Origin of the sequence: Nostoc sp. UHCC 0302 (genome assembly GCF_038096175.1) — a bacterium.
In the GTDB taxonomy this organism is placed as follows: Bacteria; Cyanobacteriota; Cyanobacteriia; order Cyanobacteriales; family Nostocaceae; genus UHCC-0302.
Map to the genome: position 1 here is coordinate 320,282 of NZ_CP151099.1, position 24,856 is coordinate 345,137.

The 24,856-nt window shown below is 41.1% G+C and carries 22 protein-coding genes and 2 riboswitches; of the genes, 11 read left to right on the forward strand and 11 right to left on the reverse strand.

Going from position 1 to position 24,856, the window contains the following annotated elements:
- Nucleotides 1–157: 157 nt before the first annotated feature.
- Nucleotides 158–369: riboswitch (cyclic di-AMP (ydaO/yuaA leader) on the reverse strand.
- Between the two features lie 16 nt (nt 370–385).
- The 3 genes from WKK05_RS01360 to ntrB all read right to left on the reverse strand — a co-directional run bounded on the left by WKK05_RS01360 (nt 386) and on the right by ntrB (nt 3,791).
- Entirely contained in the window at nt 386–1,255 is an 870-nt protein-coding gene (locus tag WKK05_RS01360) for an ABC transporter ATP-binding protein (RefSeq protein ID WP_341530991.1), read from the reverse strand.
- Between the two features lie 51 nt (nt 1,256–1,306).
- Entirely contained in the window at nt 1,307–2,758 is a 1,452-nt protein-coding gene (locus WKK05_RS01365; RefSeq protein WP_341530992.1) for an ABC transporter substrate-binding protein, read from the reverse strand.
- Between the two features lie 181 nt (nt 2,759–2,939).
- A complete protein-coding gene (gene ntrB / locus WKK05_RS01370) occupies nt 2,940–3,791 on the reverse strand; it encodes a nitrate ABC transporter permease (protein WP_341528031.1) in 852 nt (283 codons plus the stop codon).
- A gap of 98 nt (nt 3,792–3,889) precedes the next feature.
- Nucleotides 3,890–4,084, reverse strand: a riboswitch (cyclic di-AMP (ydaO/yuaA leader).
- Between the two features lie 404 nt (nt 4,085–4,488).
- Between ntrB and WKK05_RS01375 the strand changes: the two genes are divergently transcribed.
- Nucleotides 4,489–5,787, forward strand: a complete 1,299-nt coding sequence (locus WKK05_RS01375; protein ID WP_341528032.1) for a HAMP domain-containing sensor histidine kinase — start codon at nt 4,489–4,491, stop codon at nt 5,785–5,787.
- A 58-nt stretch (nt 5,788–5,845) separates the two neighbouring features.
- Here the strand turns inward: WKK05_RS01375 and rnc are convergent, their stop codons facing one another.
- Both rnc and WKK05_RS01385 read right to left on the reverse strand, forming a co-directional pair.
- On the reverse strand, nt 5,846–6,529 hold the full coding sequence (rnc, locus tag WKK05_RS01380) for a ribonuclease III (protein ID WP_341528033.1): 684 nt from the start codon (nt 6,527–6,529) through the stop codon (nt 5,846–5,848).
- A 208-nt stretch (nt 6,530–6,737) separates the two neighbouring features.
- Nucleotides 6,738–6,896 carry a hypothetical protein gene (locus WKK05_RS01385; protein ID WP_341528034.1) on the reverse strand — a complete coding sequence of 53 codons (159 nt, stop codon included), beginning with the start codon at nt 6,894–6,896 and terminating at the stop codon, nt 6,738–6,740.
- 107 nt (nt 6,897–7,003) lie between these two features.
- On the opposite strand from WKK05_RS01385, the gene bchD reads away from it, so the two are divergent.
- The gene (bchD, locus tag WKK05_RS01390) at nt 7,004–9,040 is read left to right on the forward strand and encodes a magnesium chelatase ATPase subunit D (protein ID WP_341528035.1); all 2,037 of its coding nucleotides are present in this window, start codon (nt 7,004–7,006) and stop codon (nt 9,038–9,040) included.
- A gap of 75 nt (nt 9,041–9,115) precedes the next feature.
- On the opposite strand, the gene WKK05_RS01395 is transcribed toward bchD, so the two are convergent.
- Entirely contained in the window at nt 9,116–9,901 is a 786-nt protein-coding gene (locus tag WKK05_RS01395; RefSeq protein ID WP_341528036.1) for an RNA polymerase sigma factor SigF, read from the reverse strand.
- A 663-nt stretch (nt 9,902–10,564) separates the two neighbouring features.
- Between WKK05_RS01395 and WKK05_RS01400 the strand changes: the two genes are divergently transcribed.
- The 8 genes from WKK05_RS01400 to WKK05_RS01435 all read left to right on the forward strand — a co-directional run bounded on the left by WKK05_RS01400 (nt 10,565) and on the right by WKK05_RS01435 (nt 17,245).
- Nucleotides 10,565–11,293: a Bax inhibitor-1 family protein gene (locus WKK05_RS01400; RefSeq protein WP_341528037.1), complete on the forward strand. Its 729-nt coding sequence runs from the start codon at nt 10,565–10,567 to the stop codon at nt 11,291–11,293.
- A gap of 135 nt (nt 11,294–11,428) precedes the next feature.
- Nucleotides 11,429–12,563, forward strand: a protein-coding gene (locus WKK05_RS01405; RefSeq protein ID WP_341530993.1) for a PCRF domain-containing protein whose coding sequence is annotated in 2 segments (ribosomal slippage) — nt 11,429–11,500 and nt 11,502–12,563 — 1,134 coding nt in all. Because the reading frame shifts where the segments join, the coding sequence is not laid out codon by codon here.
- Nucleotides 12,564–12,673: 110 nt separating this feature from the next.
- Nucleotides 12,674–13,796 (forward strand): peptide chain release factor 2 gene (prfB, locus tag WKK05_RS01410; protein ID WP_341528038.1). Its coding sequence is split into 2 segments (ribosomal slippage): nt 12,674–12,745 and nt 12,747–13,796, totalling 1,122 coding nucleotides; the frame shifts between segments, so codons are not numbered across the junction.
- 301 nt (nt 13,797–14,097) lie between these two features.
- Complete coding sequence (locus WKK05_RS01415; RefSeq protein WP_341528039.1) at nt 14,098–14,253, forward strand: DUF3285 domain-containing protein; 156 nt, start codon at nt 14,098–14,100, stop codon at nt 14,251–14,253.
- 34 nt (nt 14,254–14,287) lie between these two features.
- Nucleotides 14,288–14,821 (forward strand): rRNA maturation RNase YbeY, encoded by a 534-nt coding sequence (gene ybeY / locus WKK05_RS01420; protein ID WP_341528040.1) that lies wholly within the window; start codon nt 14,288–14,290, stop codon nt 14,819–14,821.
- Nucleotides 14,822–14,965: 144 nt separating this feature from the next.
- A complete protein-coding gene (locus WKK05_RS01425; RefSeq protein ID WP_341528041.1) occupies nt 14,966–15,421 on the forward strand; it encodes a diacylglycerol kinase family protein in 456 nt (151 codons plus the stop codon).
- A 452-nt stretch (nt 15,422–15,873) separates the two neighbouring features.
- A complete protein-coding gene (locus WKK05_RS01430; protein WP_341530994.1) occupies nt 15,874–16,473 on the forward strand; it encodes an aminodeoxychorismate/anthranilate synthase component II in 600 nt (199 codons plus the stop codon).
- Nucleotides 16,474–16,477: 4 nt separating this feature from the next.
- Nucleotides 16,478–17,245, forward strand: coding sequence for an MBL fold metallo-hydrolase (locus WKK05_RS01435; RefSeq protein WP_341528042.1), 768 nt, complete (start codon nt 16,478–16,480; stop codon nt 17,243–17,245).
- 127 nt (nt 17,246–17,372) lie between these two features.
- On the opposite strand, the gene WKK05_RS01440 is transcribed toward WKK05_RS01435, so the two are convergent.
- On the reverse strand, nt 17,373–18,614 hold the full coding sequence (locus tag WKK05_RS01440) for a VCBS repeat-containing protein (RefSeq protein ID WP_341528043.1): 1,242 nt from the start codon (nt 18,612–18,614) through the stop codon (nt 17,373–17,375).
- A gap of 1,008 nt (nt 18,615–19,622) precedes the next feature.
- Complete coding sequence (locus tag WKK05_RS01445) at nt 19,623–20,873, reverse strand: acyltransferase (protein ID WP_341528044.1); 1,251 nt, start codon at nt 20,871–20,873, stop codon at nt 19,623–19,625.
- 178 nt (nt 20,874–21,051) lie between these two features.
- Here WKK05_RS01445 and WKK05_RS01450 point away from each other — a divergent pair, with 178 nt between their 5' ends.
- A complete protein-coding gene (locus WKK05_RS01450) occupies nt 21,052–22,362 on the forward strand; it encodes an aminopeptidase P N-terminal domain-containing protein (protein ID WP_341528045.1) in 1,311 nt (436 codons plus the stop codon).
- Nucleotides 22,363–22,394: 32 nt separating this feature from the next.
- On the opposite strand, the gene WKK05_RS01455 is transcribed toward WKK05_RS01450, so the two are convergent.
- The 3 genes from WKK05_RS01455 to WKK05_RS01465 form a co-directional block, all read right to left on the reverse strand.
- Nucleotides 22,395–23,006, reverse strand: coding sequence for a hypothetical protein (locus tag WKK05_RS01455; RefSeq protein WP_341528046.1), 612 nt, complete (start codon nt 23,004–23,006; stop codon nt 22,395–22,397).
- A gap of 97 nt (nt 23,007–23,103) precedes the next feature.
- Nucleotides 23,104–23,553, reverse strand: coding sequence for a hypothetical protein (locus tag WKK05_RS01460; RefSeq protein ID WP_341528047.1), 450 nt, complete (start codon nt 23,551–23,553; stop codon nt 23,104–23,106).
- A 27-nt stretch (nt 23,554–23,580) separates the two neighbouring features.
- A protein-coding gene (locus tag WKK05_RS01465; protein WP_341525019.1) for an IS630 family transposase occupies nt 23,581–24,635 on the reverse strand; the annotation gives its coding sequence in 2 pieces (ribosomal slippage) (nt 23,581–24,240 and nt 24,243–24,635; 1,053 coding nt in all).
- Nucleotides 24,636–24,856: the final 221 nt, after the last annotated feature.

Sequence of the window (24,856 nt, forward strand, 5' to 3'; positions counted from 1 at the left end):
CTTTGAAGTTCTGATCTAAAGAAGCCTTAGTTCATACTTCTCTCTTTGTCATTCCCCCATTATTCTTAACTAATGAGTAATAACTAATGACTAAAACCTAATTAAAATTCGGTTAAGGAACCCCAATAACAACTGGTATTACAGCCAAAGTTTTGGGGGTTCCTTCCATTGCCTACGGAGTTAGCTGACGGGCTAAGACTGGAAGGTGTCTCTCTCTCAAGAGTTGTAAGTATCGAGTTCTGAGCTAAAGATTAATACCTTTTCACTTTTTACTCTTAAATTGCCACTCTATATTAAGATACGCCCCACGTTATGGTTCCTCCGCTTCAAATCCTGCTTTCATAAATTTGAATTAGGCTACCCACTAAAAAAATCATAATCTAGCTCATTCGTCTTGAGTAAAATATCGATCCAGAAAATTGAGAGCGTGGTTACGGAGTTCAAAATATTCTTTTGAGTTTCGCATGGCAACGCGAGGATCTTCTGAAGGAGACGCTGAGCGAGGGTTAACGCGTGGATGCTCAAAAGGAACTTCTAATATCTCTCCTATGGTAGCAGCTGGGCCATTTGTCATCAATACGATGCGATCTGACATATAAATTGCCTCATCTACATCATGGGTAATCATCATTACTGCTTGGCGTTTGTTTTCCCAAATATCTAATACTTGCCGCTGCAATTTGCTCCGAGTTAGTGCATCTAAAGCCCCAAAAGGTTCATCCATCAACAACATTTTTGGGCGAATTGCTAAGGCTCTAGCAATCCCCACCCGCTGTTTCATACCTCCAGAAAGTTCATCAGGATACTTATCAGCCGCCGCCGTTAAGTTTACCATTGCCAAGTGTTCGTTAACAATGCTAATTTTGTCAGCACGATTAGCATTTTTTAGCACTTCGTCTACAGCTAATCGGATATTTTCTCGCACAGTTAACCAAGGCAGTAATGAATAGTTCTGAAACACCATCATTCTTTCTGCGCCTGGTTTACGAATTTCTTTTCCATCTAGCCGTACTGAGCCAGAAGTAGCTTTTTCTAAACCAGCAATAATCTTTAGTAGGGTTGATTTACCACAGCCTGAGTGACCAATTACAGAAACAAATTCATCTTCACGTATCGTAAGATTCACACCATTTAAAACGACAAAATTGTCTTTCCCAGGTGTTGGATAAGACTTGACTAAATTTTCAATTTCTAGAAATCCAGTGCGGGGTGTAACTTCACCCTGAGTATTGATAGGTGATGTGGTATATTCCATCATAAAAGGCTCCGAAAATAATTTAGTCATTAGTCATGTAAATTCGCGAATTTAAGACATGAAAAAACGAGTAGGAGCGTTAGCCCTAATAGCAAAACTATTTAAATATCCCGCTGGATCACTAGGATCAAAGCCTTTATTATCTATAAATACTCCTGGAGGTTCCACTTTGTAATCATCCTTGGGACACTGAATACCCATTTCAGTTGCTATCTCACGATATAAATCAGTTCTCCAGCCTTGTTCAGCTAATTTATTAGCATTTTTGGGGAATTCCTTAATTTGCCCCCATCTAGCTGCTTGTGTCATCAACCAGATACTTCGGGATCTCCACAAAAATGTTGAATGTTCTCCTGGCTGTTTAGGAAGGTTGTCAGGTATATCAAAGAAAATTGTGGTGTCAGCGGCTTTAATGGTGCGGTCTTTGCCATCGAACCCACCATAGTTGTAATTGCCGATAATTCCCGGCCCTGTCAACTTCGTAATTAGGGCATCCTTCTTTTTAGGCCTTGCACCTGTAAAGGATCGGTCTGTAATCAATTCAGCCACTTCTTGGTGATTTTCTGGTTTGCTGCAATACTGGCAGGCTTCAATCATTGCCTTGACCAGAGAACGGTAGGTTTTGGGATACTTTTCGATGAAAGATTCCATCACTCCCAAAAGTCGATCTGGATGCCCTAGCCAGATTTCTTTGCCTTGTGCAAAGGTAAAGCCGACACCTTCGTTACCTGTAATTGCTCTTGTGTTCCAGGGTTCTGCCACCATGTAAGCTTGCATAGCGCCAATCCGCACATTTGTCACCATCTGAGGAGGTGGAACAATGATGATCCGAAATTCCTTGAGGGGATCAACACCTGCGGCAGCGGATAAGTAGCGGACAAAATATTCATAAATCGCAGAACTTAGTACTACTGCCCAGACTTTGCCTTCTGGAGGCTGTTTGTCAAAGTAACCGCGAAAATCTTTGCCAAAGGCTTCTAGCGCACCATCGCCATATTGTTGTTTGTACTCGTACCACGGACGCAGCCCGAAATCCCACATGGCTTTGTCCATCGTCATGGCGTTACCGTGGCGGTGAATAGTCATGGCTGCACACAAGGGGGCATGACGTGCGCCTTCAGCGCCAATTCTGGCGTTGGTAACAGCACCAGATACCACGGGTGAAGCATCCAGGCGACCAAAAATTAAGCCGTCGCGGGAGGTTGCCCAACTTGCTTCCCGGTTGAGTTTGACGTTTAAACCATATTTGCGGAAGAAGCCTTTTTTCCAAGCGATCGCAAATGGCGCACAGTCATTAACAGGAACATAACCAACGGTAATATCAGATTTCTCTAAGTCTCCAGGTTTCACTACTGGTTCAACAGCTAAAGCTTCTTCAGTCAGCCCTTTAGCTGAGCGATCGCCTGAAACTGCACACGAAGATAGTGCTATTCCTGCTGTTGTTGCTCCTATTCCTTTAATAAAGTCTCGTCGATTCCAGGTATTCTGATTAATATCACCCATTTCTGTAGCTCCAACGGTGATTAATTGCTCACGCAAAGGTGCAAAGGCGAGCCAGTGCGTTGGGGAGACATCGCCGTGGGCGGGTTTCCCGACTTGTTCGCCTTGGTCTCCGACAGGAGAAGCAACTGGGGTAGCAAAGTTTTATTACGTCTTAGCAGTTGCGGCATTAGCCAAAATTTTGTTAGTTAGAAGTTGTCGGGCGGTGAGTAACTAATTCTTGAATTTTGCTGACGGCGAAATCCAGGATTAGCCCCGTTAAGCCAATTACTAACACAGCTAGGAAAACTGAACTTAAGTTTAAGCGACTCCATTCATCCCAAACAAAAAAGCCTATACCAATCCCGCCTGTAAGCATTTCTACGGCAACAATTACTAGCCACGCAATCCCTAAACTGATTCGTAAACCTGTAAAAATATAGGGCAAGCTAGCAGGCCAAATAATTTTTGTTATCCGTCTCCAACGAGGCATTTCTAGTACTCGTGCTACATCTAAATAATCTTTAGGAACGCTAGAAACTCCCAAGGCAGTGTTAATAATTGTCGGCCATAAGGAGGTAATAAAAATTACAAAGATAGCTGAAGGATCTGCCAAATTGAAAATTGCTAAGGCAATAGGTAGCCAAGCTAAGGGCGATACTGGTTTAAAAATTTGAATAATGGGATTGAGCGCCAGCATTGCCGGTTTGGACATCCCAATTAAAAATCCCAAAGGAATCGCTACTACTGCACCTAATAGAAAACCCAGCAACACCCGCCGTAGACTGGCAATCAGCAACCAACCAATTCCTAAGTTCCCTGGGCCTCTTTCGTAGAAGGGATTTAAAATGTAGTCTAAATTAGCGATTAGCGCCTCTGGTGGCGTGGGCATTAATTCATGGTTAGCAAGTGCCACAATCCACCACAACACGATTATTCCCAAGAAACCTAATATGGGTAGTAAGACGACATCTCTGGCGATCGCAGGTTTTGTTTTTTGCCAAGCAGCTTGTCCAGCTACCGCAACAATTGCAGCTAGATTTAGTTGAAATATCATTTCCCACCTCAACAGAGTTCAGTGCAGGTACAAAAAATCCGAGCAGTACCAGCCTTGGACACCGATGAGATCACAACATCATAAATAATGCTTTCTCTTCAGTCTCCTCTCAATGCCTACGAAGTTAGCTGACGGGCTAGGGCTGAGAGATGCCCCTCTCAAGAAAGTCAAGAGCAATGAGTTACTAACAACTCTATTACACTATCAACTTTCTATGAGATACGCCCCACGATGTGGTTCCTCCGCTCCAGCTGTTCTGCAATGTTATTTGCTGGATTAGGCTGACTTACTCAAAATGGATTAATTATATGGACTATAACATTATTACTCAGTAAAAACATCTGTCTTCTGATAATTTTAAACACCACATTCTTAATATTCTCTTTAGATTTCAGGAATAACTAAGTTTGTATTTTGTTTCGGTTATTACTGAACTCGCTACACAGCAAGCTAAACAATCCACTTAAGTTAAGCGTCAAAACTGTTACTTGCTTGTTTTTTAGGCTCGATATCAGACAAATATTATACAAGGTTTTTCCGTGTTACGGTTAATTAATGTATCTAAAATGAAGAATAAGTAATATCTATTTCTTTTGGTAGGTGATACATATCATTTATTTTGGTAAAAACTCCCAACGCTGGTTAAACTAATTGCATATGGAGTTTACTCATCTATCTCATTGCTGAATTTAAGATAATGGATTTTAGTCAAACACTGGCTGAAAAAACGGATACTATCCTTAATAAATGGATTGCAGCAGTTCGCCTAGATAGACGAATCGAGAGTGCAGATGATCTATCATACTCAGCAATCCGAAATCATATCCCTGATGTTTTGAAAGCAATGGTGACAGTGCTTTCAAAATCGCAGGATAATGATATTCAGTCGATAGTTACTGCCAGTTTTCAGCACGGGGCTATTAGAGCCGAACAAGGCTATGATCCAGCAGAAATTGCCAGAGAATATCACTTGCTAAGAATGGTAATTTTTGACACCATTCAAGCAGACTTACTCGTAGGAACACCGTTAGAAATAATCCGTTCTATGCGTTTGATTGACGCTATTGTAGACGAAGCGATTACTCGGTGTTTTAAGAGTTATGTTGAAGAGCGCTTACGAGAACTACAGTATCTACATGAATCATTAACGCTTCATAATGAAGAACTTACTCGTTTAATTAACGCTAATCAAGAGTATGTTTCGCAACTAGCCCACGAATTAAAACATCCTCTAACTTCCATTATTGGTTACTCGGATCTGTTTTTACGCCAAGAACGACGAAAGACTGAGACAAAAGATAACTATGCCAATCTAGAACATATTGAGCGTGTGTTACGCAATGGCAGACAATTACTTCACCTGATCAATAATGTACTAGAACTCTCGCGGTATAATGCAGGACAAATAAAGTTCCAACTAGCACCCACCAATGTACCTGAAATAATCAATAGTGTTCGGGAAATGTTAGCACCTTTAGCTATTGGTAAAAATTTACAAATCATGGTGGATTGCGATCGCGCTCCTGAAGAGATATTCACAGATTCGTTTTTATTGCAACAGATTCTTACAAACCTTGTTAGTAATGCTATTCGCTATACAGAAAAGGGAAGTATTAGTATAGTGTGTCACTTGCTGGATAGTGATACAAAGGCGATCATGCCTATTTTGCCAAGAAATGTTCTTTTAGAAAATTCTTTCCCTGTGCTTGGAGAGAACAAGACAACATTTCCAGAAAAACTGTCGGATAATAAAGCTTACCTTGCGATCGCAGTTTCTGATACTGGAATCGGGATTGCACCAGAAAACCAAACCCAGATATTTGAACCCTACTTTCGCGTGAGTACTAATAAATCTTACCTTCCTGATAGTACAGGGTTAGGTTTGGCGATCGTTTCTCGCTTAGTGCAGTTACTGCAAGGTCAAATTCACCTGTTTTCTCAGTTAGGGGTTGGTTCAACTTTCACCGTGATTTTACCCTTAAAATTAGAAATATAACAGAGTTTATTTCGCGCCATGATAAATCTGCATCTTGGCGTTAAATTAAACATCATTTTTACAACAATCCTTGTTTTTTCAACTTAGCTAGCGCATCTTCAGCAGCAGCTTTCTCTGCATCTTTTTTGTTGCGTCCCTTACCTTCTCCATAACTTTTTCCATCAACTAATACTTTAGCGATGAACTCTGGTGCATGAGACAAACCGCCTATTTGTTCTGTGAAATATTTAGGGGGAGTTGGCGTAATATTACGTTGTACCCATTCCTGAAAGCGATTTTTTGAGTCTACGTTAGAACGAGATACAACAATTTGCTCAGATACAGAATCAAACAGTGGTTCTATAACAGCACGAATTGCCTCAACATCTCTATTATTATCCAAATAATAAGCGCCAATTACTGCTTCAAAGGTACTGCTAAGTAAATTGGGATTTTGGTAGCCTCCATCTCGAATTGCACCTTTTCCTAGCCGCATCCTAAAATCTAAACCTACCTCAATAGCGAACTTTGCTAGTTGCTTCTCATCTACCAATGCAGAACGCCGCCGCGTTAATTCATCTTCTCCTCTTTCTGGGTGACGACGATAAAGATACTCGCCACTTAAAAAGTTCAGCAAAGCATCACCGAGAAATTCTAAACGTTCATTGTGTTTGCCTTCACCAGGATTTTCATGGACATAGGAACGGTGGGTAAGCGCACGACGTAACAATTTTTCTTCATTAAATGTTAGAAGTTTATGCATTTTTAGATTTTGTCTTGTTGCAGAAATAGATTGTTGAGATACTATACAGGATTTAACTATTTTCAAACATGAAAAAACCGCAAATAGCGGTTAGGTTTTAAAAACCCATCTTTTCTGAAACTGGGTTTTTAAAAGCTATTTTAGGCAGCCAGTTTGCCTAAATCGATTAAAAATAATTCCTGACCTTGCTTTTGAACTTTCCCATCCTTTACAGCAGCATCAACAAACTAACCAAAGCTTTTAAATTTCTTGCCATCAGCCGTAGAAATAGATGAGTATCCTTATGGTCATCCTCCTGGAAAAAGTTTAATTCTATGAGTCTGTGATATTCCGCTGGTGTGAAGCGTTTAGCCTGAATAATACTCATAAATCTTGCTCCTAAATAAAAGACGATCACCTTCATTCCCATCACACTTATTCTAAATGTGTCAGAAATTGATATGCTAAAGGCCTAGACTAACTATTATTCAAACCATGCCTGCGCCCACTATAAACCCTACTATCACAGCGTTTCCCTTGACAGCCGTAGTCGGTCAAGAAGCGATTAAATTAGCCTTGCTGTTAGCAGCGGTCGATCCAGGTTTGGGGGGAGTTGCGATCGCAGGTCGTCGCGGTACGGCAAAATCTGTGATGGCGCGTGCTATCCATGCTCTATTACCACCAATTGAAGTTGTCAAAGGCTCAATAAGCAACTGTGATCCCAACCATCCAGAAGAATGGGATGATTATCTGTTGGCAGAATATGCCGGAAAAGACACTGAAGATATCCCTACTGAGATTATCCCTGCACCTTTTTTACAAATTCCTTTAGGAATCACAGAAGACAGACTGTTGGGTTCTGTGGATGTTGAAAAATCGGTAAAGCAAGGTGATACCATTTTTCAGCCTGGGTTACTCGCTACAGCAAACCGAGGCGTCTTATATGTAGATGAAATCAATTTATTAGATGACCAAATATCAAATCAGCTCTTAACAGTGTTATCTGAGGGACGCAACCAAGTTGAGCGAGAAGGCATTAGTTTTCAGCATCCGTGTAAATCCCTGTTTATTGCTACCTACAATCCAGAAGAAGGAGGATTACGGGAACATTTACTAGATAGAATTGCGATCGCTCTTTCTGCTGACGGTGTACTCGGCTTAGATCAAAGAGTAGCAGCAGTTGAACAAGCGATCGCCTATTCTCAGTCACCCCAAGCGTTTCTCCAGCAGTACAACGAAGACTTAGACGGTCTCAAAACCCAAATTATCTTGGCTAGGGAATGGCTAAAGGATGTCTGCATTACCCAGGAACAAATTGCTTATCTAGTAGATGAAGCAATTCGCGGCGGAGTCCAAGGACATCGCGCCGAGTTATTTGCTGTGCGGGTTGCCAAAGCCGCAGCGGCATTGGAGGGAAGGACAGCAGTCAATGCTGAAGATTTGCGCCGTGCTGTTGAATTAGTGATTGTACCACGAGCAACAATCGTGCAGACACCGCCACCTGAACAAGCACCGCCACCTCCGCCACCCCCACCTCAAAATCAAGAAGAACCCTCAGACGAATCAGAACAAGAAGAGGAAGAGGAAGAACAAGAAGAACAGGAAGAAAATCAAGAGCAAGAACCCCCCAGCATCCCGGAAGAGTTCATCTTTGATCCTGAAGGGGTAATTTTGGATGACAGCGTGCTTTATTTTACTCAAATGGCGAAGCGGCAGGGTAAATCTGGCAGTCGTAGCATTATCTTTTCTGAAGACCGGGGACGTTATATTAAGCCAATGTTGCCCAAGGGGAAAGCGCGACGGATTGCAGTAGATGCCACCCTCAGGGCAGCAGCCCCGTATCAAAAAGCACGACGAGAGCGGCAGCCAGAGAGAAAAGTTATTGTTGAGCAGGGTGATATTCGCTCAAAGCGCTTGGTACGTAAAGCTGGGGCGTTAGTGGTGTTTGTCGTAGATGCTTCTGGCTCAATGGCCTTAAATCGGATGCAGTCAGCTAAGGGTGCGGTAATGCAACTTTTAACAGAAGCTTATCAAAACCGCGACCAAGTAGCTTTGATTCCCTTCCGAGGAGAACAGGCAGAGGTTTTATTACCGCCAACACGTTCTATTGCTTTAGCACGAAACCGTTTGGAAAGGTTACCTTGTGGTGGGGGTTCGCCCTTAGCACATGGTTTAACTCAAGCTGTGCGCGTTGGTTTAAATGCTCAAATGAGTGGAGATATTGGACAAGTTGTGATTGTGGCAATCACCGACGGGCGGGGTAATATTCCCTTGGCACGTTCTTTAGGTGAACAGCTAGAACCAGGAGAAAAGCCAGATATTAAAGCGGAATTGTTAGAAATTGCGGCCAGAGTTCGGGCTTTGGGGATGCAATTATTAGTTATTGATACGGAGAGTAAATTTGTTTCCACTGGTTTTGCTAAAGAACTAGCACAAACAGCAGCAGGAAAGTATTATCATTTACCGAAAGCCACAGATCAAGCTATTGCTGCTATGACCAAAGGTGCGATCGCTGATTTAAAATCAAGGTAATGAGTCATTAGTCATTTGTCCTTTGTCAGTTGCTTTACTATGCTTTTCTACTAACCACTGACTCTTGACTAATGACTAAGAACCACTAGCCACCGCTTGTGGTTGTAAATAGCAAACCAAATCCTGAATACCTTTTTGTAGATAGCGGGTAACCGTCATTGGGCTAGTGCCAATATTTTTAGCAGCGTCTTTGCGAGAAAGTTCCTTTAAAAATACCATTTCAACTGCCATGCGGGGCTTTTCTTCTAACATATTTATAGCCCCTTGCAGTTGTTGCCGTTCTTCGTCTTGTTGTTGCTGTGCAGTAGAACGAGGGCAAGGAAGTGCTTCACCTAGCGTTATTTGGCAATCAACATAGTTGACGGCTGTAGCATCTAAACTCAAAGGCAAACGGTTTTGAGCAGCTAACTTAGTTTCTTGCCATTCGTAGACAGATACTTTGAGTTCATGAGCAATTTCAGAATCCTTGGGAGGACGACCCAAAGAAATTGCTAATTCTTTGCGAACTTTTTGTCCTTCATTGTATAGTTCTTGCCAACGACGGGGAATCTTTAATAGAGTACTGCGATCGCGCAAAAAGTGCAGCATCTCACCTCGAATATATGGCACAGCAAAGGAGCTAAAAGCATATCCTTGGCTTGGGTCGAAGCGCTCAATTGCTCTAATCAAACCAAAATAACCGATTTGTTCCAAATCTTCATAAGGTTCATTACACTGATGGCTGAATTTATGAGCCATCTTCCGTACTAAACCAGTATGTAACTGTACAAGTCGATTACGAAGTTTAATAGAGGGGTTCTGGTGGTATAAATGTAATAATTCTATACCTTCAGTTCGCAAAGAGGATTCACTAGTTGCCATATAAATTCCTTTTGTATACTCCTTTTCTTGAGGAATTGGAGTTGCGTATATCTTCTTCAAAGCTGTCATTATTTTCCCTAGACGAGCTTGAATAAGCCATCGTCGTTCCACTGAACTTAATGAGGGGTCTCACTCCACAATTCAGTGTTTCTACGCATGATTTTGTCCTATTACTTGTTGCCGTTATTTCTCTTTTCCAGATAATAATTGAACGTCATATGATGTTTAGCTTTTGCAACAAAAACTAGCTATTTCTGCTAAAAAATGCTTAACTGTCCAACAGTTATGTGTCTGCTCAGTGAAACATAAACCAGTGTTGCATTACAGGAATTTTCGAGTAATTGAACAACAGTAAATACTGACGATGCTTTCACTGAAGTTTAGTTAATTTAATCTACTGATCAAAAAATTGCTGTAGCACTATTCCATTACTCTGGTGAGAAAATTAAGAAATCAAATGATGAAGCTTAGTTTTAGAAGGGAATTAGCGATGCCTTCGGCAACCCGAAGCGGGAACGCAGCCTAGTAAGCAGAACCTTGTTTAGGAAATAATTACTCCGCTAATAGTAATTAAACAGCGGTAAATCCTTGGCTATTAATCACAAATCTTGGTAAAAATGGGAAGAAATAGGATCTTTACCTGAATAAAGCTACTATCGAGATATGAGCAATACCAGCAACTTTCGTGAAGCTTTCCGTGAAGCTAAAACTCAAGCCCTTATCGGCCCAAATGTAATTGCTAACGCCCTGCCTTACGTCGGTGGCGGTCTTGTGCTAACAGCATTAGGGACATACGGCGGTCTGGGAGTTATCCGTACTAATCCCCAAGTGTTCTTCCCTACCTTCATAGGTGCGGTGATTGTCGAGTTAATTTTGTTCTTTGTTGCCCAAAATGTTGCCGAAAAAGGTAACAAGGGGCTCGCATTGCCCTTGTTGGCAACCTACAGCCTCTTATCTGGGTATACCCTCAGTGGCTTGGTGTTTGTCGCTTTAGGACAAAAAGGTGTTGGCATTCAAGGCATTGGTTTGGCTGCACTCAGTTGTGGCATCACATTTATTGCCGCCCGTCAAATAGGTTCAAATCTATCTGAACAAGACGGCATGGCTTTGACAAAAACCATCAATCTTGGCGTTATCGCTTTGGTGGCTGTGTGCTTCGCCCAATTCGGGTTTGCCATATTTGGTGTTTACACGCCAAATTGGTTAGAAATCGCTATTTCCGGTTTAGGAGTGTTCCTGTTTGTTGGAGCATCAGTCGTCGATTTCTACATCTTGCCGCGTGCTTACCACGATGACCAGTATCTGCCTGTGGCTTTGTCGATGTATCTCACCTACATCAACCTATTCGTGTTTATCTTGCGTCTACTCATTGCCCTCAATGGTCGCGATTAATTGTCTGTAGACGCTAACAAAAGTAAATTATTATAAAGTTAAAACCGTGGGTAAATTTTCAGTAACCACGGTTTTTTCATCCTATTAATAGTAGGATATCATAGATAAGTTCAGCCTCAAGTGAGCATAATTATGCTGAAACCCTTAAATATCAAGCGCGAAGTAGAAAGGTTGTCTAATATCTTGGGGAAGGCTGAAGGCTGTCTTTGACATTAGAGAATTGAGTGCAAGAATTCAATATTTAGATCAAGTAATTGGTCAAGCAAATTTTTGGAAGAATCCAGCCCTTGGCTATCAAATACTTCAAGAAATTGAATACTCCATATTTTACAAGCATCAGAAATATCAGCGCTGGTATTCGATTCTAGAAGATATCAAAGCTGCTGTGGAACTACTGGAAGCATCAGCCGACGAGCAATTGTTGCAAGAAACGCAAACAAATCTTAATCAACTTCAGCAAGAACTCGAAACGGCAGAAATACGACAATTACTTACTGACCCCAACGACCGAAAAGGTTCATTAGTCACTATTACTGCTGAAGTTAGTGATGCAAATGCTCAAGATTGGGCGTATATATTACTGCGGATGTACTATCGTTGGGCAGAGCGCCACAATTACCTACTATATGTAGTGGAAGAGTCTTGCGGTGATGTGGCTGGCATTAAGTCTGCTACTTTGGAATTTACAGGGCGTTATGCATATGGATACCTGAAATCAGAAACAGGCACGCATCAACTACAGCGAATATCGCCCTTTGATGTCAACAGCAAATTACATCCGAGTTTAGCTAAGGTGGAAGTGATTCCAATTTCGGAAGAATCAGTTGAGTTGGAAATTCCAGAGAAGGATTTGCAGATAACTAAGTGGTGCTGGAATGGTCAAAATATTAATAGCTCCGAAATATGGGTGCGCTTGGTTCACATTTCTACTGGGATAACTGTGTTTTGTGACCAGCAGCGCAGCCGGATGGAAAACAAACAGAAAGCTTTAGTCATTCTTAAAATTAAGCTGTGGGCATTAATGCAAGCCCAAAGTGTCCAGCAACTTGCCGCAATTCAACCTCAGCCAATAAACACTTTATCTAATAAGCCGATCCAAGAATATATTTTACATCCTGACAAAAATGTGAAGGATTTTCGTACAGAAGTTGCAACAACTTCTGTCGCAGAGGTTTTGAACGGTGAAATTGATTTGTTTATCAAAGCCTATCTGCAACAGCAAAATCAAACCGTAGGAGTGAGTAAAGAAGTTTTCAATAATTCTCAGTAATTTATATAAGTCATGAGGAGAAAATTTGTCCAACTCCAGCTAAAATCAAAAATACAAATAAACAGCAATCTCCAAATCTAAAGCACTCTATCTTTCGTTTAGCAAGCACTATGGAAGTTTTAGAACTTAAACGCGAAATCGAAACGTTGTCTAGTCGCCTGGGTAAGACCCAGGACTATCTTTGACATACCTGCACTGACAGCCAAAATTCAAGACCTAGAACAAATATCGGCTCAGCCAGAATTTTGGAACGACCAAACCCAAGCTCAAGAAACACTGCAAGAACTCAACGAGCTTAAAGCCCATCTTCAGCAATATCATCGCTGGCAAGCCAATCTAGAAGATACAAGGGCAGTTGTTGAGCTTCTGGAGTTAGAAACCGACGAAGCACTATTGCAAGAAGCGGAATCTACCATCACCAAGCTAAATCACGACCTAGACCAGTGGGAGTTACAACAGTTACTTTCCGGCCCTTATGATGACAAAGGGGCAGTACTGACAATTAATGCTGGTGCTGGTGGTACAGATGCTCAAGACTGGGCATTTATGCTGATGCGGATGTATACCCGTTGGGCTGAAGACCACGGCTACAAAGTAACTCTAGCAGAAGAGTCAGAGGGAGATGAAGCGGGCATTAAGTCAGCAACCCTGGAAATTACTGGTCGTCATGCTTATGGTTATTTGCGGTCTGAAACAGGCACACATCGCTTAGTGCGAATTTCACCATTTAATGCTAATGGCAAGCGACAAACCAGTTTTGCTGGGGTGGAAGTAATGCCGCAAATAGATAACTCTGTGCATTTGGAAATTCCAGATAAGGATTTGGAAATTACCACAACTCGCTCTGGTGGTAAAGGTGGGCAGAACGTTAATAAAGTAGAAACCGCAGTACGGGTTGTTCACATTCCTACTGGTATTGCGGTGCGTTGTAGTGAAGAACGCTCCCAACTGCAAAACAAAGAGAAAGCCCTTGCTCGTCTAAAAGCTAAACTGCTGGTCATCGCCCAAGAGCAACGGGCGCAAGAAATTGCCGAAATTCGTGGTGATATGGTGGAAGCCTCTTGGGGCAACCAAATCCGTAATTATGTATTTCATCCTTACCAAATGGTGAAGGATTTACGTACAAACATTGAAACAACTGCGATTACGGATGTCATGGATGGAGAACTTGATACATTCATCCAAGCTTATCTGCGGCAAGAAAACCAACTAGTAGAAAGCACTCCTGGATAATTAGAGATTAGTAATAAGTACTAGGTATTTTTTTACTATTACTTAGTACTTTTTTATTTTAGAGTGTTGAGAGAAGAGCGATCGCCTTTGCCACTAGGTTGAGTTCTGTGGAGATGCCATGCAAATGCATGATTTACTAAGAGGGAAACCCACCGGATAAACTTCGAAGGGCTTGACGCCAGTAGTTTACAGGGTTAACTGCCTTTCCCTTATACCCTTTCTTGGTTAGTAGAAGGCGATCGCAACTCTACCCCAGACCAACTGTTACATTTATATTAAAGAGTCTGTCATCAAATTAATTATGAGCAACTCCCCTTCAACAGAACCTCAACCCAGCTACGTAAAACTCGCCATGCGAAACATGGTGCGGAAGGGTGGCACGTCCCTAAAACATTTTGCACTAACTACTGTAGGGCTTTTAGCTCTCCTTGTTGGTCTTGCTTACTTAACTCGCTAATCACAAATTACCTCAGCCCAGAAGAGGAGACCATGTGTCCCAAAAAGTTGAACTATATGTAGAGGATCATTTTAGTGAGTTGTCCCCAACCGTATCTGTGAATATTGGGGATACTCATACGCTAATTACTGGCGAAACTTGGAAAAACTGGTTTGATATCTGGTTGGAAATCCTTCACCCTGAGCTTCCGCCAGTACCAAGTTATGAAATTGGGCTACGCTTGACAGATGATTCGCAAATTAAGGAGTTGAATGCCCAATATCGTGATCAAGATAAACCGACAGACGTTTTAGCCTTTGCTGCTTTAGAAGTAGACTGTCCTCAAAGTGAAGAAATGCTTACCGCAGCATCTTTATATCTAGGTGATATTATTGTGTCAGTAGATACAGCACAACGTCAAGCTCAACAACAGGGACATAGTTTACCAACAGAGCTAGCTTGGTTAGCAGCTCACGGTTTATTGCATCTGTTGGGTTGGGATCATCCTGATGAAGAAAGTTTGAGGCGAATGTTAGAGCAGCAAGTAAGATTGCTGTACGCAATAGGTATTGTTATTGACCTAGAATAACAGTAATTTGCGTGTCTGCAAGTGTTAATCTGAGGTGATACTTTTATAAAACTTTTGTGGAAAATTGCCTCTAAAAAATTGATTATCTATTAAAATCGGCGAATATTCCCACTGTACGCGCTGTATTCTTGTATTTTTAAGCCTATGTCCCAACAAGTTTCTCCCCCACCAACGCCTACCCCCTTAAAAACACTTGTGACCAACGAACGGGAATTCTCGTGGCAGGTCGCCTCTAATTTATTAGTTAGTTTTAAGTACGCCTGGGCTGGAATCAGCTACAGTTTTCAAACTCAACGCAATTTCCGCATCCACGTAAGTGTTTGCGCTTTGGTGATTGCCTTAAGCATTTTTTTGCATCTGCAAGCAGTAGAAATAGCAGTTATTGGTATAACTAGTGGTTTAGTTTTGGCATTAGAGTTACTGAATACAGCGATCGAGTCTCTTGTAGACTTAACAGTTAAGCAGACATACCATGAATTGGCAAAAATCGCTAAAGACTGTGCTGCTGGCGCTGTGCTGGTCTCAGCTTTGGTAGCCGTGCTGGTAGCCGCTGTACTCTTGCTCCCGCCTTTGGTAACTTTAATTATGTCAGCTTTCTAAATCTGGTTTATTATGCCGCCGCCCTGCTCAATACTCTTTTGAGGTTTTGGAGGATGCATTTTGTAGATGCCTGATTTAGAGAATGTTTGCTATAACCAGTTGTCTGGTAGTTTTTGATTGACCAGATGAAATTAATTTTATTTAAATGAAGATGGCATCCATTACCATTTTAATCTGATGAAAATCAGCCAAGATAGTGGAACATAGAGAGCTTCACTAAAAATTCAATATTCAAAATGCGCTCATAGCAAGTATCAAGTTAATAACCAGGATATAAATTAAGCAAAAGCAGCTTAATATTTTTGGGTAAGCGACTACTCTCGGAGAAGCTATTCTGCGAGCGTCTATGCTTCTGCGTTAGCGTTATTCTGATACCAGACCAACAAATAGCATGAGATGTTTATCTATGCTTTGTTGGAATAATGAGTGGAAAAAATCAGGAGTTATTGGCTGTGATTATAGTAATTGATAATTACGACAGTTTTACATATAATCTGGTACAGTATCTGGGAGAATTAGCAGCAGAGTTCCCAGTTGCAGATAATATTAAAGTTTTTCGCAATGACAAGATAACTATAGATGAAATTCGGGCATTAAATCCGGAGGTTATAGTTATTTCTCCTGGCCCTGGACGTCCTGAAGATGCTGGAATTTCTCTCAAGTTGATTGAACAGCTAGGGCCTAGCTTACCAATATTGGGTGTGTGTTTGGGACATCAAAGTATTGGTCAAGTGTTCGGTGGTAAAATAATCTCTGCTCCAGAGTTAATGCATGGCAAAACTTCTCAGGTGTCTCACACTGGAGTGGGCGTTTTCCAGGGATTAGAAAATCCGATCACCGCCACTAGGTATCATAGTCTAGTGATTGATCGCGAGACTTGCCCCGATGTGTTGGAAATCACCGCTTGGGTTGAGGATGGCACTATCATGGGAGTGCAACATCGGAACTATCCTCATATTCAGGGTGTCCAGTTTCACCCGGAGAGTGTCCTGACATCTTCAGGAAAACAGTTGCTGCGAAACTTTCTGGAACAATTACAGTTGAGAGAGTAATTGAATGAAACGACGACAATTGATGGGCTATGCTGGGGCGAGTTTGGCCACAGCTTTCCTTACTACTTTAAGTTCTGAATCTCAAGCTGACGCGCAATCTGGCGGTTTATCAGTTCAGTGGTTGGGTCATACTTGCTTTCTATTTACTGGTGGCGGTGCAAAAGTTCTTGTCAATCCCTTCCGGGCGGTTGGCTGTACTGCAAAGTACCGTCCACCAAAAGTTGCAGCTGATTTGGTATTAATTAGCAGTCAATTGTTGGATGAAGGCGCAGTGGATGGACTACCGGGAAATCCAAAGTTAATTTACGAACCGGGAGTTTATGAGTTCCGAGGTATTAAGTTCCAGGGCATTGCCATAGATCACGATCGCAAAGGTGGCAAGCAGTTTGGCTCAAATACTGCTTGGAGTTGGAAGCAAGCAGGAATTAATATCCTGCACTTAGGTGGTGCTGCTGCACCCATTTCTATTGAGCAAAAAATTCTTATGGGACGTCCTGATGTGGCATTCATTCCTGTGGGAGGCAGTGCAAAAGCCTACAATGCTCAGGAAGCAAAGCAGGCAGTTCAGGTATTAAATCCCAAGCTAATTATTCCCACCCATTACCGAACACAGGCAGCTGATGGTGCGGCTTGCAATATTTCGTCACTGGATGATTTTCTCACCTTGATGCAAGGTGTAACAGTCCGTCGTAGCGACGGAGATACTATTTCAATTAGCCCTGGCAAATTGCCGGAGAACGGGACAATTCAGGTTTTGAGTTACAAGTTTTAAGGATAATTACTAATTCGTAATTCGTAATTCGTAATTAATGGAAAACAAGAAATTATTTCATTGTTTCAAGCCCCTGTTCATCCGTGAGGTAACAATTACGAATTACGAATTATTGTTGAACTCGGTCTTAAGCAGTGTACCACTCTGGGGTCAGCTTATCTGCATCGCTAACAGCAGTCTCAGTTGCTCTTGTGCCATCCATAGTCCAGATGGTGTCCGCGCTTCCTGTCTGATCACGCCAGTAAACGTCGGTTTTGCCATCACCATTGAAATCGCCAAGCGATGGTGTTAAGGATGCACCATTACTTGGTAGAAAAGCTTCAGAACTAACTGTTGTACCATCCATCAACCAAGCAGTGTTCTCACCGGTTGCCTGATTATGCCATAAGACATCGGTCTTGCCATCGCCGTTGAAATCGCCAATTTCAGAAGTCCAGTTTGAGTCAAGTGTTCCTAAAGAACCTTCGGTAACTAAGATGCTATTAACTTGCCAAACCTTGTTCTCACCTGTTGTCTGATTGCGCCAGAGAATATCAGTCTGATAGTCGCCGTTGAAATCGCCAAGGGTATAAGTCCAGCCTGCATCCTGTGATTGCAGTGAATACTTACTCGCTTGCGTACCGTCCATAAACCAAACCGAGTTTTCACCGGTTGTTTCATTCCGCCAGAAGATGTCACTCTTACCATTGCCGTCAAAATCAACAATGTTGGGAGTTAACGCTGCGTCTGTAGTGTCTAGAACAGTTGCACTGACGACTGTTGTGCCATCCATTTGCCAAATGGCGTTCTCACCTGTGCTGTTATTATGCCAGAAGATATCGGTTTTGCGATCGCCGTCGAAATCGCCAATTTTAGAAGTCCAACCTGAATCTACTTTATCTAGAGAAACCGCACTAGCAACGTTAACGCCATCCATTAGCGCTACGACATTCTCACCTGTTGTCTGATTACGCAACAAGAAATCTGTCTTGTTATCACCGTTGAAATCGGCAATGTTGTAAGTCCAGGAAGAGATGTCATACGTACCAAGAGAACCTTGTTGGAGAACTTGTGTACCATCCATCAAGCGAACTATAATCTCACCTGTTTGAGTATTGACCCAAAGTTTATCGGTTTTGCCATCGCCGTTGAAATCAGGATTAATCGCTGCACTCGTGATGTAGGGATTAGGATTGGGGCTGGCTGCCGCTGTTATAGGTTGAGTTGAAGTTTCATTTTGTAGGGCTTGTGAAGAACTTCTACTGGTGAAAAGCGAATCAGAATTTAAATTATCAATAGGAGTTGTTAAACTTTCTGATTTACCAAAAGAGTCTAATGCCCATCGAGATGTATCCAAAGACAAATTTGAGGAACTTTTACTTTCAAACATGGTGTGTTTTAATGACTAGCTCTTATATGTTTTTAACTGCTGCCCAAAACATATTTCTGTCCTTGAATAACATTTACTTAAATTTGCCTTTGTCTTTATAACTATTTTTTCTAGATGCCAGAATTTATAAATAGGTATTTGTTCGTTATAAATGATTAGTCATATTTTTACAAGTGCTATATGAGCAATTTTAAAATATTTTTTGATTGATATATGTCAAGGTTTAAATATATATAGCTGTTATTTTTATCTAGCTTTTTGATATTTAAAATATTAAGCTGCTCTACAACTTACAAGTAGCAAGCAGCAGATGTGATAGCTTCAACATAAAAGTTGTTTTTGTTATTTTTGTGTCATATAATTTCCCAACACTTTGGCAACATATTAATCACCTGTAACAGCGCATAGCTAATACTATTTCACTTTAAGAATTATACAAATACGTTGGAAAGGATACGACATTGCTCATTGGTGTCAACTTAAGCCCTGGCGAATGGAATTCGCGGCTATACAAACCAAGTCCCTTCGGGTTCGGGGGTGACGCTCCTAACGTCGCTAACGCTACGCTATCGCAAGACGCTCGAAGACTCGCTACCGCTTCGCTAACGACGGAAACCGCCTTGGCGCTAGCCTCTCCCTTTGGGAGAAGACTGCGACCCCCTCACCACCTACGCTGACTAATGGAAAATTAAGGGTTTGAAACCCACGGAGGTGGGTTTTGTTTGTGTAGACGCGGTTTCTAACCGCCCATTTCGCGTTAAGTTGACTTCATGAAATGATATTAACGCTCAAGTAAGCTCAAGTAAGCGCCTACCCAACATATAGCGGTTCCCAATTGCATGGAATACAGACCTAACCCCCAGCCCCTTCCCTTCAAGGGAAGGGGAGTAAGATTCAAAGCCTCTCTCCTAAAAGGAGAGAGGTTTGGAGAGAGGTCAAAACTGTACTGCACCCAAGCGAGAACCGCTATATAATTTTTCTGAAATCAATAGTATTAAGCTATACAAATTAATTTTCTAACTTATTAGTTTGTTGATATAGCTTCCATTTAGCAAATGGCAGTTCAACTAAGTAATAAGTAACAGTTGCCAGTACAGTAGATAAAATAACTGTTGCTGTGAGCTTAGAATAAAAGGCTTCAATCGGGATATTTGCTGTAAATACTGGAGTAATTTTTTCTATTATTGGCACGTGCCATATATACACACCATAAGAGAGATTTCCGAATACTTCCAGAATTCTCAACGGATTTTTTAAGATAGTACTAAATGATAGCTTCTGATTTTTATTAGTAGAATAATAGATGTCTGACTCAAATGCCCAAATAAAGAAAGATGTAATCAGTGCAGTTAGGGGTGGCAAAATAAAAAAAGTTGTCATCGTCCTAATTCCTTTCCCCGCTTGTTCTGGCAAATTGAATAATTCTTGATAGTATGCATGATGTGCTGTAAATAAATACATGAGTATGATTAGGCTAGTTGCAATATACTTTTTATTTAATTTATAAAGATGCAAGTTTTTATAAACTAGATGATAAAGTGTAAACTTGGATTTAAAATCTTGATGCTTAAACCAAATATTGACTATAAATCCTCCCAGAAAAAGGTCTAAATTTGTAATTAGTGGTGTATACCAATATTTAACTACATAAGTAATTTGCTCACCAATTTCTTTTCTAAAAGCGAACCAGAATACACATCGAATTATAAAAGTAATAAAAATTATCAATAAACCTACAAAATAAATTTCTTTTCGTGATGTATTTCGCTGTTGAAAATAGCTGAAAATAAAGGGAACAAGAAGATAAAATTGAACTTCTGTAGAAAGCGACCAAAAAACACCATTAAAATTCATTCCTGTTTGATAGTTAATAGAAAAATCATAACTAAATGCAAATACTCTCAATAAATAACCCCAGTTTTCGATTTTCAACCAATTGGGGTAAACAAATAAAGTCAAAATTAATACAGCAAAATAATAAAGAGGAACAATTCTGAAAATCCGGTTACGCCAAAAATTGATAGCTCCTGGAACATCAGCAGTATATCTTTCAAGATAAAAGGCTTTTCCCATTAAGTAGCCAGATAGTACGAAAAAAATCCAAACTGCTACCCAGCCATAACTAAATATCAACCAGCTAAAATCATAACCATGATAGATTATCGAATTTCTGGGAGGAGTACAATGATGAATAACAACCATTAAACAAGCAAAACCTCGCAGAGCAAGCAGTGCATCTAAATGGTTATTTTGATTCATAAATAATATTTCCTGTTATTTAGATAAGTAATTATTGTTTAATGATTTACCGCTGGAGTTGAAATAAACATTGGCTAGAATAACCTAAATTAGCAACTATTGAGAGGGATAATCTATAGAGCCACGGGTAGTTGACAAAAGTGTAAAATAAGTCAGCACGTTAAAAAATAGACCAACTATGGAAGCAGAATATCGGCAGCGTCGCGAGCAATTAATGGCAAAAATTGGTAATGGCACAGCTATTTTTCGCAGTGCGCCAATGGCAGTTATGCACAACGATGTTGAGTATGTTTATCGTCAAGACAGTGATTTTTTCTACCTAACAGGCTTTAACGAAGCGCAAGCGGTAGCAGTGTTAGCACCCCATCATCAAGAACATCGATTTGTGCTGTTTGTCCAACCCAAAGATAGGGAAAAGGAAGTTTGGACTGGTTATCGCTGTGGGGTAGAAGCAGCAAAGGAAATTTATGGTGCAGATGAAGCTTACCCGATCGCAGAACTGGATGAAAAGTTACCGCAGTATTTAGAAAAAGCTGATCGCATTTACTACCACTTAGGACGCGATCACGCTTTTAATGACACAATATTGGGACATTACCAAAGTTTACTGCGGACTTATCCCAAGCGCGGCACAGGGCCAATTGCTATCGAAGATACTGGCCCCATCCTTGGTAGCATGAGACTAATTAAAAGTGAAGCCGAGTTGGAATTGATGCGTCAAGCTGCGGCGATCGCAGTTGAAGCTCACAATCATGCAATGGAATTTACCGCACCTGGACGTTATGAGTACGAGATTCAGGCGGAAATAGAACACATTTTCCGGTTGCGGGGTGGAATGGGGCCAGCTTATCCCTCTATTGTGGCTTCTGGCGCTAATGCCTGCGTACTTCACTACATTGAGAATAATCGCCAAATGCAGAATGGGGAATTGCTGCTAATTGATGCTGGCTGTGCTTATGGTTATTACAACTCTGATATTACTCGGACATTTCCGGTAGGCGGTAAATTTACACCAGAACAAAAGACACTGTATGAGATTGTACTGGAAGCGCAAAAACAAGCGATCGCTCAAGTGCAACCAGGCAATACCTTTAAATCCGTTCATGATGCCGCGGTACGTGTTATCACTGAAGGCTTACTTGAACTTGGTATCCTCAAAGGCGAAATTGACAAGTTGATTGAGGAAGAGAAATACAAGCCATATTATATGCACCGCACCAGTCATTGGTTAGGCTTGGATGTCCATGATGTGGGTGTTTACCAGCACGGTGATGATAAACCACAAATTTTACAACCGGGTCAAATTCTAACAGTGGAACCAGGGCTTTATATTGTGCCTGATACCAAACTAGCAGAAGACCAACCAGAGACAGATTCTCGTTGGGTTGGCATTGGCATTCGCATCGAAGACGATGTGTTAGTTACTTCTGGCGGACATGAAGTATTAACTGCGGGGGTTCCCAAAGCAGTGGATGAAGTTGAAAGATAAAAAAAATGGGGATGGCACACACCATCCCCAAGCTAAAATTGTGGACAAGCCATCAAAGTAGTTGTCAAAATTCCTAAGATTTTATCTATTTCTTTAATAAAGTAATCGTTTTTATCTATAAAAATAGTTTTGTCACAAAGTTTGAGAAATTTCCAATCTGTGCCTGTTGTGACTACACCATAAATTTCATTTATAATATTTCCTTGTTGCTGGTTAAATAATTGAGATGCAATCATTGTCGCAATGCATTGCCCTAAACCAGATTTAATACTCTCATTCTTAGCTTCTACAATAGTCACGACAGGGCTGGTAATATCATATTGCTCTGGTGAACAACTGAGAATAAAATCACAACGTCCTTCTAATCCCTGAGCAGCATCTACATTAAACTCTGAACCAGAAAATAGACTAATTTGGTGTTTAAAATAGCGTTTAACTTCTATTAAAACAGGCATAATAATCAGTTCAGAACGAGCTTTTTCTGTATTTATTGCTGTTACCAATGGTAGATGCTCAGGGAAAATCAAATTTAGATATTCACTAGGAGATACTGGTTGCACATCCACAAATAAATCTTGATTTTCCACAAAGATTAAATTAAAGTCAGCTTTGACCTTACTAAGGTTAAAAGCGCTGTACAGCATTATAACAATCCAGAATCATGCTCTTAATTGCATCGTATCATCTTGCTGCGATCGCAAGTTGCAGAAGCGAAGGAACTGAGTCTGATAATCTCTTGAATTAAGAACATCCTTCAACAAATTCAACTTCTGGCAGTTTACCTGAGCGAAACTGAGTAACACGCTTGCCATCAGTCTCGAATATCAAGCGATAGTTGCGGTCTGCACGGTCATTTGGTACGAATGTTAAGTAATGTCCGCCTTTGACATATTTATGCGGCGTCACCTTAATTTGCCCTGGGTAAAGTGACTTGATTCGTGCTTCAGTATTGCCAATTTTTGCACCTTTGAGGGTAGTAATTTTGCCTTTTCTCCACACATCTACCCTGGATATGCGACCTTCTGTCACCATGAATCCAACCTGCTTTGGTTCCTTTTCCGGCTTCACGTAGTAGCAACTGTTATTGGGCGGATCACCAGCTAACCGCGTACCAGAAGCTTTTGCCGCTTCTGCGACTGTCATCCCAACTCGAACCTGTCCAACACCATTAAGGAATAAGTAGGTAGGCACCGAAATTTTCTACTATGTAACAAAATCTTAAGTTGATAATCTAGAGCTAAATTTTACACGATGTGTGTTGTGATTGTTTTTTTTTCCTCTAGCTTGAACACCATTGATGACGGCGTAAGCGAGATCTAGCTCATCATCAAATGCTTGCCCGGATAACTCATCTTTCTTGAGATGTTGCCATTCCAATTCAATTGGATTCATTTCTGAGCAATATTTCGGGAGAAAAAAGATGTACAAACCCTGACTTTCCCATTTTTTCCACAATTGTTGAACTTCTTGGCAGCGATGTATTGGCCCGTTATCTTGCACAATCACGCTGATACGTCCAGTTTCTTGGGCTTGTTTGGCTTCTTTCTCCATCATTTCTATATAAGATTTACGGTCAACACCACCGATAACTAAACCGTAAACAAAACTGATTAAAGGTTGGAGAAGCCCGATAATACTTAATCTGCGACCACGGCGTTTAGTCTGTTCTAACCGTTTTTGCTCACCTCTAAAGTAATATGTATAACTAGGTTCGCTCCACATACAGAACCCTGACTCGTCTAGGTATTTCAGGTCTATTTCACCAGTGGCAGCAGCTAATTCCAACATGTCTAGGTCTGCTTGCTTGTTTGCTCGTGCTACTGGGTCTTGTTTTCCTTTATGGCTTTTCCTTGTCCGTTTCCAATCGACCCCCTTTTTTTGAGTACCCGTCTTAATCTGTCGGCACTCATCTCAACGTTGCGTTCTGTTTTCAACTTCAAAGCTAACTGAGAACTATTGTATGTGCGTGGCTCGTTTCTGAGGCATTCTTCTAAAAATATCATGTCATCCTCAAGCCACTTTGGTTTCCCCCCTCGCCCAGGAGATTCCCAAAGCCCTTCTGTGCCCAGTTTTTGCCATTGATGCAAAACTTTTGTGACTGTTTTTTTGTGACAATCAAAGTGATCTGCTATCTTCTCTACATACCAACCATGTGCATTTAGCCTGATTATTTCCGCCCTGTCTTTGACTTTCTGTGGTACATCCTGTTTTCTCAGATTTAGTAAAGTTTGGTCTTGCTCAGGAGTCAGAAATACCCTTAAACGCGCACCCATACACCAACTACCTTGTAGATGCATTATCAGTCTTTACATATCTTAACATAGCTGACTTTTTTGGCACCTACCTACTTAATTTCGATTGGTTTGTCAGTTTAGCTTGGGCTAAAACTGTCCCGACAGTTAGAGAAGAAAGGGTAAGCGTTAGAGTAGCAAAAGACAATAATTTAACTTTACTGTTCATTTTTTATAAAATCAAAAATGGTTAGATTTATATC